The 13,747-nt window shown below is 68.8% G+C and carries 11 protein-coding genes; 8 read left to right on the top strand and 3 right to left on the bottom strand.

Going from position 1 to position 13,747, the window contains the following annotated elements; all coding sequences use genetic code 11:
* Nucleotides 1-2 precede the first annotated feature (2 nt).
* From DMB37_RS39230 to DMB37_RS39220, 3 genes are all read right to left on the bottom strand, one after another.
* Complete coding sequence (locus DMB37_RS39230; protein ID WP_206055128.1) at nucleotides 3-842, bottom strand: glycosyltransferase; 840 nt, start codon at nucleotides 840-842, stop codon at nucleotides 3-5.
* Between the two features lie 3 nt (nucleotides 843-845).
* Complete coding sequence (locus DMB37_RS39225) at nucleotides 846-2,225, bottom strand: polysaccharide pyruvyl transferase family protein (RefSeq protein WP_135237050.1); 1,380 nt, start codon at nucleotides 2,223-2,225, stop codon at nucleotides 846-848.
* 125 nt (nucleotides 2,226-2,350) lie between these two features.
* A complete protein-coding gene (locus tag DMB37_RS39220) occupies nucleotides 2,351-3,046 on the bottom strand; it encodes a TetR/AcrR family transcriptional regulator (protein ID WP_135237049.1) in 696 nt (231 codons plus the stop codon).
* 101 nt (nucleotides 3,047-3,147) lie between these two features.
* Between DMB37_RS39220 and DMB37_RS39215 the strand changes: the two genes are divergently transcribed.
* The 8 genes from DMB37_RS39215 to DMB37_RS39180 all read left to right on the top strand — a co-directional run bounded on the left by DMB37_RS39215 (nucleotide 3,148) and on the right by DMB37_RS39180 (nucleotide 13,747).
* Entirely contained in the window at nucleotides 3,148-4,953 is a 1,806-nt protein-coding gene (locus tag DMB37_RS39215; RefSeq protein WP_240772107.1) for an FAD-dependent oxidoreductase, read from the top strand.
* A 149-nt stretch (nucleotides 4,954-5,102) separates the two neighbouring features.
* Nucleotides 5,103-6,164: a glycosyltransferase family 4 protein gene (locus DMB37_RS39210; RefSeq protein WP_135238096.1), complete on the top strand. Its 1,062-nt coding sequence runs from the start codon at nucleotides 5,103-5,105 to the stop codon at nucleotides 6,162-6,164.
* Nucleotides 6,161-7,342 (top strand): glycosyltransferase family 4 protein, encoded by a 1,182-nt coding sequence (locus tag DMB37_RS39205; RefSeq protein ID WP_135237048.1) that lies wholly within the window; start codon nucleotides 6,161-6,163, stop codon nucleotides 7,340-7,342. The genes DMB37_RS39210 and DMB37_RS39205 overlap by 4 nt, the downstream gene beginning before the upstream one ends.
* Nucleotides 7,335-8,699: a lipopolysaccharide biosynthesis protein gene (locus DMB37_RS39200; protein WP_135237047.1), complete on the top strand. Its 1,365-nt coding sequence runs from the start codon at nucleotides 7,335-7,337 to the stop codon at nucleotides 8,697-8,699. Before DMB37_RS39205 ends, DMB37_RS39200 begins: the two co-directional genes overlap by 8 nt.
* Complete coding sequence (locus DMB37_RS39195) at nucleotides 8,696-9,709, top strand: glycosyltransferase (protein WP_135237046.1); 1,014 nt, start codon at nucleotides 8,696-8,698, stop codon at nucleotides 9,707-9,709. The genes DMB37_RS39200 and DMB37_RS39195 overlap by 4 nt, the downstream gene beginning before the upstream one ends.
* Nucleotides 9,706-11,106 carry a hypothetical protein gene (locus DMB37_RS39190; RefSeq protein WP_135237045.1) on the top strand — a complete coding sequence of 467 codons (1,401 nt, stop codon included), beginning with the start codon at nucleotides 9,706-9,708 and terminating at the stop codon, nucleotides 11,104-11,106. The genes DMB37_RS39195 and DMB37_RS39190 overlap by 4 nt, the downstream gene beginning before the upstream one ends.
* Complete coding sequence (locus DMB37_RS39185) at nucleotides 11,097-12,380, top strand: GNVR domain-containing protein (RefSeq protein ID WP_135237044.1); 1,284 nt, start codon at nucleotides 11,097-11,099, stop codon at nucleotides 12,378-12,380. Before DMB37_RS39190 ends, DMB37_RS39185 begins: the two co-directional genes overlap by 10 nt.
* A complete protein-coding gene (locus DMB37_RS39180; RefSeq protein ID WP_135237043.1) occupies nucleotides 12,377-13,747 on the top strand; it encodes a glycosyl hydrolase family 28-related protein in 1,371 nt (456 codons plus the stop codon). The genes DMB37_RS39185 and DMB37_RS39180 overlap by 4 nt, the downstream gene beginning before the upstream one ends.

The raw sequence follows: 13,747 nt of genomic DNA, 5'->3' as shown, positions 1-13,747 counted from the left end.
TTTCAGACCAGTAGGTCCGGCCGGTTCCGCACGGTGGCCACCGTGCGAACCCGCAAGCGGTACAACGCCGCCCGCGCCAAGCGGGTATCCCCCGCCAGCACGTCGCCGCGGCTCACCAGGTGCGGATAGTCGCCCGCGATGCGGTGATGGAACCGGTACATGTCGGTCAGCTTGCTCACCGTCGAGGTGCGGCTGCACAGGTTGAACGACGAATTACGCCAGGCCGCAAGGGTTTCCGACATCCCGAAGAACGCGCCGAACGAGGACACCCTGGCGAACAGGTCGACGTCCATCGGGAACACCAGATCGCCACGCAATCCGCCGACCAGGTCGAAGTGCTTGCGGTAGAACATCGCCGCCGCCGTCGGCCCGAAATCGGCCGGACCGCGCCGCACGATGACCTTGGCCAGGGCCCGCGCGGTCTGCTTGCCGAGCAAACCGGCCAGTCCCAGCCCGGTTTCGAGCACCTCACCCGCCTCGTCGATCACCTCGAAGCGACTCGACGAGATGGCGAGCGAGGGATCGTCGGCCATCACCGCGAGCTGCGCGGCCAGCGCACCGGGCCGTAGCACATCGTCGGCACAGACCACCTTGACCAGTTGCCCGGTCGACGCGGTGATCGCCTTGTTCCAGTTGTCCCCGATCGGCAGCACGGTGTCGTTGCGCAGCACCCGAATTCGCGGATCGTCGATCGAATGCGCGATGTCACCCGTCTCGTCGGTACTGGCGTTGTCCAGCACCAGGAGTTCGAGGTCCACGTCCTGGTCGAGCACCGAGCGCAATGTCGTGGCCAGCGTGCGTCCTGAGTTGTAGGCAGGCACGCAAACCGACAAACTAGCCATGATCTATCCCCCTAGCTGATGGCCCGGCCGCACCGGTCCGCTTTCCACCAGCCGGCAGACCCGTTCGAGCCCGGCCCGGCTGGCGTCGATCTGCTGGACGGCCTTCTGCTGCAACGTATCCCGCACCGTCGGCGCCTCGGACCACGACTCCGTCACGGCCGTGGTCAGCGTCCGGTCCAGCGCGGGGTCGTCGAGGTGCACGATCCGCAGTCCGGTGCCGAACATCTGGCGTAGCCCGTGGAACTTGTCGTCGTAGTACTCCGAGGCGGTGATGCCGACGGCCGGAATGCCTTGGGACAGCGCGAAAACCGCGAGATGGTAAGCACTGGTGACCAGCACCCGGCAGCCCGCGACCTGACGCGCCACATCCTCGGGAGTGCCGCCACGACCGATGGCAGGCCTGGCGCACTCCGCTCCGGCGAGCAGCGGCAGGGTCGATAGTCGATCCTCGGAGGCGTATTCGGAGATGATCAGGGGCACCACCCCGGCCTCGAGCTGGCCGGCGCAGGCTCGTACCACCCGGCCCAGCGTGGCCTGCGCGGCCGCGCTGACCCGCGAATAGTCGGCCACCCGCAGGCACAGTCCGATATCCGTGCCGATCTTGGCCTGCCGCAGGCGGTAGCCGAACTCGATCGCGTCGTCACCGGTGACCAGTACCCGTTCCGGTGCGACGCCGAAGCGCGACAACAGTTCCGGGCCACGCCTGGCTTCACGCAGCGCCAGGAAATCGACGCCGGGCAACACCTCGGCCGCGCGCCGGACCAGCGCCGGATCACGCAGCGGTCCGAGGCCCTGGCCGACCAGGGCCGTCGGAATGCCCCGCGACCGCGCGTGTTCGAGCAGGTTCAGCGTCCGGTGCGCCTGATAGCGGTCGACGTCGGTCATGTAGCCACCACCGAGGGCGAGCACCAGCGATGCCTGCTCGACGGCGGCCGGGATCTCCACCGGGAACTCAGTCTGCTCCGGTGTCGCGACGTGTTCGGTACGGCCGGGGCCGTCGGCGCGGCGCCGGGCGGCCGAGCGCAGCGCCCGCAGCCGGTCCTTCGGTCCGTCGGTCGCGGCCCGCCAGCGCAGCGCCGCCGGGCCGACCAATCGTGTTCCGGCCGTACGGGTTAGGCGGCCGGGCCACCCGTCGCGGCCCCAGCTCCAGTCCGGCCCGCACAGCGGTTCCGCCTCGGGCAGCAGCGCCTGCAGGATGCCGGGTTGATGGGTGAGCACGCCGATCCGCGCGCGCGGCCAGCGCGCCCGCAGCCGCTCGACGGTCACCGCCATCATCGCGATGTCGCCGCGGTTACGCAGCCAGTACTCACCGTTCTCGACCAGCACTCGGATATCGCCCTCGGCGATAGCGGCGCGCTCGGCCTCGGAACCTACGGTCCCCACTGTCCATGTCCTCCCGCCAGTCCCCCGCGGGTCGGTCCGTGCCGAGCACGAACTCGTTGTGAAATCTACCTCACGCTATGCATCGCGGCTACCGGACCGAGGGTTACCCGCCAGCGCCGAGCTACTTACTCCGTTGCGCGCGAAGCTGCTTCGTGCCGACCGGATTGTTTGGTTATCCGCCCGGCGTACAGCGAGCCGAGCGACGCACCGGCGAATGCCGTGCAATAGTCCACCAGCTCGTCCATCGGCACGGTTACCCGCCCGCCCTGCTTCTCGACGAGGACGCGCTCGAGCATGCCGACGACCGAGAGCGCGTAGATGTCGACCAGTTCGGCCGGTGGCCGCGCTTCGGGTCTGGCCTCGGTCGCGGTCGCGGCCACCAATCGCGCGAAGCGCCAAAGTGCCGCACGCATGCGGTGTTCCGCGCCCGCCCCGGTGGGCTCCACGAAGACGATGCGGAGTTTGCGCGGGTCCTCGGCCAACGCGGTGAGGTAGGTGCCGATGCCCGCGCGCAACTTGCGGGTCCCCTCGGCGGGCACGGCACCCACGGCGCGGGCGACCGCGTCGAACAGCTCGTCGATGACGCGATCGAAGACCGCGGCGAACAACTCCTTGGTGCCGCCGAATGATTCGTAGAAGTACCGGTCGGTGAGCCCGGCGGCCCGGCACAGGTCTTTGACGCCGGTCGCCGCGTAACCCTGGGTGCCGAACAGTTCCAGGCCGGCGTCGAGCAGTTTGCCGCGCCGCGCGGCGACCCGGTCCGCCGCGCCGACGCCGCCGTAGGGCCGCACGGGTCGTCGCTGTTTGGCGTCGCCACTCATCGCTGGGCGTTTCTCGTCATCTCCGCATTGTCTCCCATGACGAGCGACCATCTGCTAAATATGACGATCAGGATAGTCAGAATTGCGAACGGGGTCGTGCAGTGACAGCTCACAATCGGGACAGCGCGGTCAGCAGGCGATCGGTGCTGCGTGGCGCGGCGGGTCTGGCAGGCGCGGCCGGGTTGGCAGCGACGGCGGGTCCGGCGACGGCACAGGGGTCACGCAGGCGAAACGGCCCGCCGCGCAATACGGTTGCGGTCTTGGGTGCGGGCATCGGCGGACTCACCGCCGCGCACGAGCTCGCCGAGCGCGGCTTCCAGGTGACGGTGTTCGACCGCAAGGAGCTGGGCGGCAAGTCGCGCACCATCCCGCTGCCCGGCACCGGCGGCGGCGGTCGCGCGCCGCTACCGGGCGAGCACGGCGCCCGCGGCTTCACCTCGTTCTATCACCACGTGCACGACACGATGCGCCGCATTCCCCTGCCGGGTACGCGGAACACGGTGCACGACAACCTGGTTCCGTTCTCGGTCAACGACCCGCGCTACCCGCGCGCCGGAAATCTGCCGGACGGCTTCCCGCTCATGTTCGGCTTCTACTTCGATCCACGGCAGGCCCTCACCCCGGACGGGTTGCAGCGCATCCTGGTCGAGGTCTTTCTGAAGAACAACCTCATCCCGCTCCCCGAGGCGATCCACATGGCCGGCCGGGTCGTCACCTACCTGACCTCCAGCGAGGAGCGCAGGTTCGGCCAGTGGGAGCACGTGAGCTGGTGGGATTTCGTCGACGCAGGCAGCCGGTCGGCCCAGTTCCAGGCGCTCGCCGCAACGGGTTTGACGCGTGCGCTGGTCGCCGCGAAGGAGTACGTCGCCAGCACCAGGACGATGGGCAACATGATGGAGGGTTTCTTCATCGCCCTGCTCCAGGAGCTCACCGGCGGCCCCAAGGTCTACGAGGTGCTCAACGGCCCGACCAACGAGGCGTGGCTGGATCCGTGGATCACGCTGCTGCGCGAGATGGGTGTCGAGTTCCGGCCCGGCCATGCCCTCGACGGCTTCGAGGTGGCGGGCGACCAGATCGCCGGCGCGCGAATCCGGCTGCCGGACGGCGCAACTCGACTACACAGTGCCGACTGGTATGTCTGCGCGGTGCCGACGGACCGCGCGCGGCGATTGTGGTCGCCCGAGATCCGGAGCCTGGACCCGGATCTCGCGCGGATGGACGAGCTCACCCTCGACTGGATGACCGGCTTGCAGATGTTCGTCAGTGAAAAGCTGGAACTCGGCGCGGGTTACAACATCTACCTCGACGCGCCGTGGCGCTTGACCTCGTACTCCCAGCGCGCGTTCTGGGAGGTGGACTACGCCGCGAAGTACGGCGACGGCACCGTCCGCGACGGCCTCACCATCGACATCGCCGACTGGGACACCCCCGGCATCCTGTTCGGCAAAACCGCCAAACACTGCACCCGCGAAGAGATTTACCAGGAGACCTGGGCACAGCTCACCGCCGCGCTCAACGACGACGGCCGAATTCAGCTGAAGGACGGCATCGTCCGGGACTGGCTGCTCGATCCAGGCATCAGCTGGCAGGACGGCCGGAACCACAATGATGAACCGTTGCTGGTCAACACGATCGGCTCCTGGGCGGCGCGGCCCAACGCGTACACGAAGATCCCGAACCTGTTTCTCGCCGCCGACTATGTGCGGACCAATTTCGACCTCGCGACGATGGAGGGCGCCAACGAGGCGGGTCGCACCGCGGTGAACGCGCTGCTCGACGCCGCGGGATCCACCGCGCAACGGGCCACGCTGTTCACCCGCGACTCGATTCCCGCCTTCGAACCGCTGCGGCAGCTGGATGCCGCTCGCTACCGCGCGGGGCAGCCGAATCTGTTCGATCTCGGTTGACTTTTCGGTTGCTCGCCGACTGCCCGCCAGAAAAGCCTCGGTCCCCTAGACTTTTGCGGGAGAGACGGGTTCACCGACAGCGACTCGTCCGCCATCACCGCCAGTAGGGGGCATGGGTGACGGAAAGTACCGAGATCGTCCGGGTGCATATGACGGGATCCGAGTGGTTCGCGTCCGCGCCGGGTGGGCTCAACCGGTACTTCACCGAGCTGTTCCACGCGCTCGCCAGGCAACCCGGTGCGGAGGTATCCGCCGCGGCTTTCGGCACACCCGCCCCCGGTGCCCGATCATGGGGCGGGCTGGGCGGTTCCACGGTGCGCCGGGCCCGCACCGCCTTCCTCGATCGCGACGGCCTGCACCCCGGCACGGTGCTCGACCGGCACTTCTGCCTCTACGGGCCGGCCGCCGTGGCCCGGCACGGACGGCTGCCGCTGGTCGTGCATTTCCATGGGCCGTGGGCGGCCGAGAGCCTGCTCACCGGGCAGAGCGCGGCGGCGGCGCGCGCGAAGTACCTGATCGAACGCCTCCGCTACCTCGGCGCGGACCGATTCGTGGTGCTGTCCAACCACTTTCGCGAGGTACTACATAACGACTACCGGGTTTCCCTCGACCGCATCGCGGTGATTCCGCCCGGCGTCGACCTAACCCGCTTCCATGCCTCCCCCATCCGCCCCGAGACGCCGGCCCGGACCGTGCTGTGCGTGCGCAGGCTCGAACGCCGGATGGGAATCGATACCCTGCTGCGCGCCTGGCCCGATGTGCTCGACGAGCATCCGACGGCGCGCCTGGTAATCGTCGGCACCGGCACGGCCGAGGCCGAATTGCGCGCCGCCGCAGCATCACTCGGTGACACCGTCGAGTTCGCCGGGCACGTCGACGATCAGCGGCTCACCGAGCTCTACGAGCAGGCGCAGCTGACCGTCGTGCCCACCACCGCGTTGGAAGGCTTCGGCCTGATCGCCCTCGAATCGCTGGCGGCGGGCCGCGCGCCGATCGTCACCGACTGTGGCGGACTACCGGATTCGGTGCGCGGGCTCGATCCGTCGCTCATCGTGCCCGCCGGTGACGCCGACGCGCTCGCGGCCCGCCTGGCCGCCGGCTTGCACGGCGCGGTCCCAACACCCGCGCAATGCCGAGCCCACGCGGAGACCTTCTCCTGGGATGTCACAGCCGAGCGACATCTCGCGATGTACCGGGCAATCAGGCGATGACCACGGCACTGTTCGTGGCCCACACCGCGGCGCCCTCCGGCGCCGAGCTCGCCACGCTGCGGCTGGTGTCGGCGCTCCGCGACCAGGGGCGGCTCGGCGTCGCCATGGTCTACACCGAGGACGGCCCCATGGTCGAACGGATGCGTGCACGCGGGATCGAAACCCGCGTGCTGCGTGGCCGATTCGACAGCCGGGCGATGACCATCGGTTCCGGCCCGCTCCGCCTGGTCGCCGGGTTCGCGGGTCTGCTGCGGCTCGGCTGGTCGCTCGGCGCGACCGCCAGGGAGCTCGGCGCGCACGTGGTGGTGGCGGAGAGCAGCAAGGCGCTGGTGATGGGTGCGGTGGCCGCGCGGCGCGCCCGCGTGCCGCTGGTCTGGCAGGTGCACGATCGCCTCGCCCGCGACTACTTCGGGCGGCTGCCCACCCTCGTACTGCGGCTGCTCGGGCGGCTGTTCAGCCGTGGCTATCTCGCCAACAGCCGCACCACCCTGGCTACCCTGCCGGTCGGACGCAGGCCCGCACTGGTGGCCTATCCCGGGGTCGAACTCGGCCCTGATCTCCCCCGTCCGGATCAGCGTCCGCCCGCCGACACCGTGGTCGCCGTGGTCGGCCGGTTGTCACCCTGGAAGGGTCAGGACGTACTGCTGCGTGCCCTCGCCGCCACGAAAGTCCGTCCGCGACAAGTATTTCTGATCGGCGGCACGTTCTTCGACGAAGAGCCGTACCGGGCCGAACTCGAACGTCTTGCCCGCGACCTCCGGTTGCCGGTGACTTTCACCGGCCACGTCGACGATCCCGCCGAATACCTGCGTGACACCGACATTCTCGTGCACAGCTCGATCCTTCCCGAGCCGTTCGGCCAGGTCGTGCTGGAGGGCATGCACGCGGGCTGCGCCGTCATCGCCAGCACGCCGGGTGGCCCCGCCGAGATCGTCCAGCCCGGTGTCGACGGGCTACTCGTACCGGGCGGCGACGAAGGACGACTCACCACCGCACTCGATACCCTCATCGGCGACCCGGCACTGCGCACCAGGCTGGCCACGGCCGCCCGCACCCGCGCCGAGGACTTCGACATCACCGAAACGGCGCGCACGGTCGCCGCCTTCCTCTACGACATCGCACAACGCAACGGCGCGGCGGGCACCCCCCATTCAGCAGAGAGAGCCCCGCATGGCTGAACACGCGGACCAGGACGATCCGGACCGTTCACCCGCTCCGCACGGAGCACACCGCCGAAATATCAAGCGCGGCCACGGCTTTCTCGGGATCGTTCGCGACATCGGCTATGTCAGCTTCGGCAAGTACGGGCAGTACGTCGTCACCATCGTGACGGTGCCGCTGATCGCCCGCGTGCTGGGCGCGCACGGTCTCGGCCTGCTCGCGATCGGTATGTCGGCCTATTTCATCGGCTCGCTGCTGGTCGATCTCGGCATCACCTCGTATCTGGCCGCGCGGGTGCACGACGCGGGCCTCGGCGACGACCGGCTGGCCCACATCAATCAGCTGCGCGGCGACTACCTGGCCATCCGTATGAGCACCCTCGGCGTCCTCGGGGTCGCCTTGCTGCTCAGCTACGCGCTCGGCGCACCGGTGCATCTGGAGATGATCCTGCTCGGGCTGTTCGCGGGCGGCTTCTGGTCGGTGTCGGAGGACTGGCTGCTCATCGGGCAGGGGCGCTTCGGCGCCTCCACCGCCTATCAGGCCGTCGGCCGCATCGGGTACCTCGTGCTGCTCGTGGCGGTGCTCCCCCGCGTGCCCAATGCCCAGGTCGCGGTGCTGTGCCTGCTCGTCTCGTCCATTCCGACCGTGCTGCTGACCTGGTGGGATTCGCTGCGCACCTTCGGGCTGCCGTCGCGGCCGCGCGCCGTACGGACCGTGTTACGCACCGGCGCACCGGTTTTCACTTCTCGCCTCTTGGTGACCACCTATGGACAGGGTGCGGCGGCGGTGTACTCGGGGGTGCTGGACGCCGTGTCACTCGGGCTCTACTCGGCGGGCGACCGGTTGGTCCGCGCCATCCAATCCACCCTGGACCCCATCGGTTTCGCCCTGCTACCGCGGATGGCGCGCAAGAGCGCCGACGACAACTTCTGGCGGCACGCACTCCAGGCACTTGCCGCCTGCGTCTGCACCGCGACGGTGGCGGCCGCCGCGGTATGGCTGGCCGCGCCGATGCTGATCCATCTGGTGTTCGGCAAGGATTTCACCGCCGCGATCGACCTGCTGCGGGTGGAGACGTTCGTGCTGCCCGCGACGGCGATCACCTCGTTCGTCACCACCGCCGTGCTCCCGGTGCGCCAGGACACCACCGGCGTACTCATCGGGGCGGTGCTCGGCACCTGCGTGGCGGCCACGGCCCTGGCCATCGCGTTCCGCACTCACTCGGTGTGGACGCTGGTCTACGGCACCGTCATCGTCGAATTCACCGTCGCCGCTTGGTATCTGCTCAGAATCCGCACACTCGTCCGCCGTGAGCGGGTAACGCCCGCTCCGGATCCCGCGATTGTGCTGATGCGGGAGGACGGCGGGACATGAGAATTCTCTATCTTGGCGACGATTGGGTCGGCAGCAACGCCCACTCACTGGCCGACGGCTTCCGGCAGGCCGGGCACGACGTGGTGGTCATCGACACCACCCGCGTCACCTTGCCGACCAGACTCTCGCCGCCCTGGGTGTATTCGAAGCTGGCCCGCAGGCGCGCGCCGTGGATCGTGGCCGGGTTGCACGCCGACATCGACCGCGCCGCCGCCGCGTTCCGGCCGGACATGGTGTTCGCGTTCAAGAGCATTCACCTCGACCAGCGCAGGCTGCTGGACGTACCGGCGCGACTGCACGTGCACTACAGCCCCGACGACGTCGCGAACCCCGAGAATGTCAGCACGGAATACCTTGCGCACGAGGCCGACTGGGACCACATCGTCACCACCAAGCGCCACAATGTCGCCGAACTGCGCGACCGCGGCGCCCGCGCCGTCACCTTCGTGCGCAGCGCCTACGACCCGGCCTGGCACCGCCCCACCGCACGGCGCGGCACCCGGCAGTTCCTCGTCGGCTTCATCGGCGTGTGCCGCCCGGACCGCCGGGCCGAGCTGGTCGGGCTCGCCCGTACGCACGGCTCCCGCATGCTGGTGCGCGGGCCGGGCTGGCGCCGGGTGCCCGAATTGCGCGCCACCGGAGCCGAAGTCGGCGGCGCCGTGTACGGCGAACGCTACTCGGAGGTGGTCGCGAGCGTTACCGCCAACCTGGTCCTGCTCAACTCCGACAACCGCGATACGCACACCTGCCGCACCTTCGAAGTGCCCGCCGCCGGTGGGCTTTTCGTCGGCGAACGCACCGACGAGCACGCCGAACTACTCCAGGACACCAGCGAGTGCTTCCTGTTCGGCGAGGCCGACGAGCTGAACTCCATCCTGGACTGGTGCGCCGCGCATCCCGACAAAGCGGCCGCGGTGGCCGAGGCCGGCTACCAGCGCATCGTCGCGAGCGAGCACCGCTACGTCGACCGGGCCCGCGAGATCGTGCGCGCGGTCAGTGACTGCTCATGACAGCCACCCCCGAGGTCCTCCTGATCGCGCTCGCGCTGGCCACGATCGTGGCGGCCGCCAGCACGATTCCCGGTGTCGCGCGGGTGTTTCTCATCGCGCAGGCGGCGTTCTGGTCGTTGTCGTATCTGGCGCGCCCGCTGGCGCTGCTGTGGGTGCAGCCCGAACCGCACTTCGGTGACAATGTGGCCGACCCGCGGCTGGCCCAGTTCGGCTACGACCGCGGCATCGCGCTGGTGCTCGAGCATGTCGCCTTCGGCCTATGGGTCTACGCGGGACTCGTTGTCGCCTATGCGTTCTGGGCTCGCCGGCATCCGCCCGTCAAGCTGCCCGCACTGACCGGCGATCCGAATTTCGTGCCGACCCTGGTGGCCACCTACGGCGTCGGGCTGTTCGGCCGGGCCGCCTCCGTCGCCTCCGGTTCGGTCGGCGGCGCGGGCGAGATCGGCAGCGCCAATCCGATCCTGTCCTTCGTCGCCATCCTGGCCACCATCTCCGCCCTCGGGCTGATCATTTTCGTCCGCCCCGCCCGCCCGCAGCTGACCGCCCTGATCATCGGCGGGTTGCTCATGGGTGAGCTGGCCTGGACGGCCGTTGTCGAGTCGAAGACGCCGATCATCGGTGCCGCACTTGCCATCGCAATCCGTTTCGCGATCCTCGGGTGGACCAAGACCAAGGCGATCTCCGTCGGTGCCATTGCGGTGCTCGGCGTCGGCGGGTTCGGCTGGTTGCAGTCACTGAAGCAAACCGAGTACGCGAAAGCCGAAGCAGCGCTGGTCGATTCGAGTTACCCGTCGGTTGTCCAGCCCTTCTTGAGCATTCTGCGACGGTTCGATCTGCTCGAGGCCGCGACCGACGCCTACTTCCACCAACCGGGCCTGTGGCTCTCGCCCGTCGAGGCGCTGCGGCATGCCTCGGCCAGCCTGGTCCCCAGCCAGCTGCTGGGCACGGCCAAGTTCCAGTCCGGCACCGCGTGGGCGCAGGATGTGCGCGGCGCGTCGGTCGACATGACCAGGGTGTCGGTGTCGCTGGCCGAGGGCAATCTCAACGAAGGCTATGTGCTGGGCGGCTATCCGGGCGTGGTCATCTGCGCCGTGTTCACCTTCCTGTTGCTGCTCGCCTGGGCCAGGGCGCTGTATTCGCGCGTGTTCCCGATCGTGGTGCTCGGGCTCGCGATGACCGGCTCCTCTGCCCTGTTCGAACGCGGGATTCTCGGCAGCATGGAGAATCTCGGCAAATTCCTGCAAGCCGCCGTGCTCGCCTGGCTCATCTCGCTGGTCGTCCGCGAGTACCGCAGGCGCACACAGACTGATCTACCGTCCGCGGAGCCACCACCTGCCGCGGAACCTGTTGTCGTCGGGGCTGTCACTACCGAAAAGAGAGAATCCCCATGGGATTGAGCGATTATTGGCATATCGCGCGCCGACGCTGGGTCATCATCGTCGCGGTGCTGGTGCTGTGTTTCGGCGCGTCGGCCGGATATCTCAGCACCCTCCCGACCACCTACGTCGCCACCAGCAGCATGTATGTGTCGATGGCGACCGGCACCTCGGTCAACGACTCCTATCAGGGCGGACTGGCCGCCCAGCAGCGGGTCCGCTCGTATCTGGACCTGGCCACCAGCGCCACCGTCGCCAAACGCGTCATCGACGACCTGGGCCTGAAGATGTCGGTCAGCGAGGTGCAGGGCAACATCAAGGCGTTCTCGCCGCCCGCGACGACGAACATCATCCTCACCGTGCAGTCCTCGTCCGCCGAGGGCGCGCGCGATCTCGCCAATTCGGTGGTTGCCCAATTCCGGCGCCTGGTAGACGAATTGGAGACCATCGAGCGTGACGCGGCGCCGGCCGCACGGGTCACCGTGGTCGACCGCGCCGAGGTGCCCGCCGCACCGAGCGGACCGCAGTCGACCCGCATCCTGGCGCTCGGCCTGCTCGCCGGCGTCGCGCTCGGCTGCGCGGCGGCCTTCGTCCGCGATCGCACCGACCGCACCCTGCGCACGTCCAACGATCTCGCGGCCGTGCTGCCGGTGCCGATCCTGGGCATCATCGACGCGGATCGGCCCGGCGCCCCCGACGAGACACGCAGGCTACGGACCCGGCTGCTCCGCGAAGGCGAGAGCCGAAGCACGCTGCTGACCAGCTTTTCGTCGCGGTCCGAGCCGGAAGTAGCGGTGGCACTGGCGAAGTCGTTCGCCGATACCGGCAGCAAGGTGGTGCTGATCGACGCCGACACCTCGGGCCATGGCAGCTCCCGCGCCTCGGCCGAGCAGCCGAGCGTCGGTCTGGCAACGGTGTTGCAGGGCACCGCGCCGATCTCGGAGGCACTGACCGCATGTCCGGAGACCGGCCTCACCGTGCTGCCGCTCGGCGCGGCCGACGAGCGGACACCCGATCTGCTCGCCTCGGACCGGTTCGCGGCCGTCGTCGCGAAACTCACCACCGACTACGACCATGTCGTGGTGCAGGCCGCGCCCGTCGCGCACGCCGCCGACGCCATCGCCGTGGCCCCGCTCTGCGATCACACCATCGCGGTCGTGTTGCTCGGCCAGACCAGCGCGCCGGAATTGCGCGGTGCGCTGGCCACATTCGGCGACAACAAGCTCACCGGCGCGGTAGCGTACAGCAAGCCGGGCAACCGGCTGCAGCGACTCAGTGGGAGGCTGCGGCGATGAACGACGATGCGGTCGGCCGACGGAGCATGCTCGCCGCGGCGCTCGGCGCGGCGGGTGCCGTCCCGATGCTCGCGGCCTGTAGCACAGGCTCCAGCACCTCGGGAACTCCGCACGTCGAGTTCCGTTCCCCGCACGTCTCCGACGCACCCGCGGCACGCAATGTTCGCGACTTCGGCGCGGTCGGTGACGGCATCGCCGACGACACGGCCGCGATCGCCGCGGCCGCCGCGGTGCGCGATGTTCCGCTGGTGATGTACCTACCCGCGGGCCACTACCGGGTGACGGCGTGGCCCGAACTCGGCGATTACGCCACGATTCTCGGCGACGGCGCGGATATCACCATCGTGGTCTGCGAAACCGATACCACCCTCGTCGCGCTGCGCCGGCGCAGCCGGGTGCGGTTCGCGCGGCTCGGCTTCTACCTGACCGGGCCGAAGGCCACCGCCGTGCTGCTCTCGGAGTGCTTCCGCTGCTCGTTCGACTCGGTGGTGATCCGCGGCAACCACATCGCCGAGAACCATCCGCGCTATCTCGGGCAACGCGGGGTGGTGCTGGAGGGCAATACCGGCGGCACCGCATTCCTGAACTGCGACATCAACAATTTCGGCTACGGCATCGTCACCTCCTGCATCCAGAACTACGTGACCTCCTCCAAGCTCACCAGCAACTTCATCGGTGTGCTCGGCACCGGCAACAACCACAACGCCGGATTGGCGCTGACCAACGTCGAATTCGTCTCCGACGCCGACCCGCGGACCACCGACAAGCACATCCTCGTCGACGGTGCGGCCAACGACTGGTGGCTCACCAACGTCTGGTTCGAGGGCGCCGACATCGCGCTGTCCATCGGCCGGGCCGATCGCGGCGGGCCCGCGCAGTTCGGCATGACCAACTGCAAGGTCGCCGCGCGCACCGTCGCCGTAGATCTGATCTACTGCCGCCAGCCCTATCTCGCGAACGTCCAATTCGACCGGGATCTGGACCAGCCGCCCATCGAATTGCGGATCGATCCGGCCGGCTGCCCTGAAGGGACCGCGGTGAACCTGATCTCCACGGCGGCAGAGGATCTCAATCCGACACTATTTCCGCCACGATGGCATGTGCTCGGCCGCACCAGCACGCACGCACCATCGTTCACCGGGACCATCGTCGCCAAGGCCGGACGCGGCGACGCCGACGTCTTTCAGGCGCAGTCGCCCGACGGCGCCCTGCGTTCGGCCGTATTGGCGAGCGGGACTTGGCTTTCCGAGCAGACCGAAGGCGGCATCGTACTCAAAGACGCTACCGGGACATACTGGCGGCTGTCCGTCTCCACCGAGGGCGTGCTGAAGACGATGTCGCTGGGCAAAACGCGACCGCGCGAGTAG

This window comes from Nocardia sp. CS682, assembly GCF_004634405.1.
Classification (GTDB): domain Bacteria; phylum Actinomycetota; class Actinomycetes; order Mycobacteriales; family Mycobacteriaceae; genus Nocardia; species Nocardia ninae.
This window is presented reverse-complemented; position numbering and strand designations above follow the sequence as displayed.

Bases quoted from the DNA above. Each gene is read 5' to 3' on its own strand.
- DMB37_RS39230 (WP_206055128.1), bottom strand. From the start codon at position 842: ATGGCTAGTTTGTCGGTTTGCGTGCCTGCCTACAACTCAGGACGCACG.
- DMB37_RS39220 (WP_135237049.1), bottom strand. From the start codon at position 3,046: ATGAGTGGCGACGCCAAACAGCGACGACCCGTGCGGCCCTACGGCGGC.
- DMB37_RS39210 (WP_135238096.1), top strand. From the start codon at position 5,103: ATGACGGGATCCGAGTGGTTCGCGTCCGCGCCGGGTGGGCTCAACCGG.
- DMB37_RS39205 (WP_135237048.1), top strand. From the start codon at position 6,161: ATGACCACGGCACTGTTCGTGGCCCACACCGCGGCGCCCTCCGGCGCC.
- DMB37_RS39200 (WP_135237047.1), top strand. From the start codon at position 7,335: ATGGCTGAACACGCGGACCAGGACGATCCGGACCGTTCACCCGCTCCG.
- DMB37_RS39195 (WP_135237046.1), top strand. From the start codon at position 8,696: ATGAGAATTCTCTATCTTGGCGACGATTGGGTCGGCAGCAACGCCCAC.
- DMB37_RS39190 (WP_135237045.1), top strand. From the start codon at position 9,706: ATGACAGCCACCCCCGAGGTCCTCCTGATCGCGCTCGCGCTGGCCACG.
- DMB37_RS39185 (WP_135237044.1), top strand. From the start codon at position 11,097: ATGGGATTGAGCGATTATTGGCATATCGCGCGCCGACGCTGGGTCATC.
- DMB37_RS39180 (WP_135237043.1), top strand. From the start codon at position 12,377: ATGAACGACGATGCGGTCGGCCGACGGAGCATGCTCGCCGCGGCGCTC.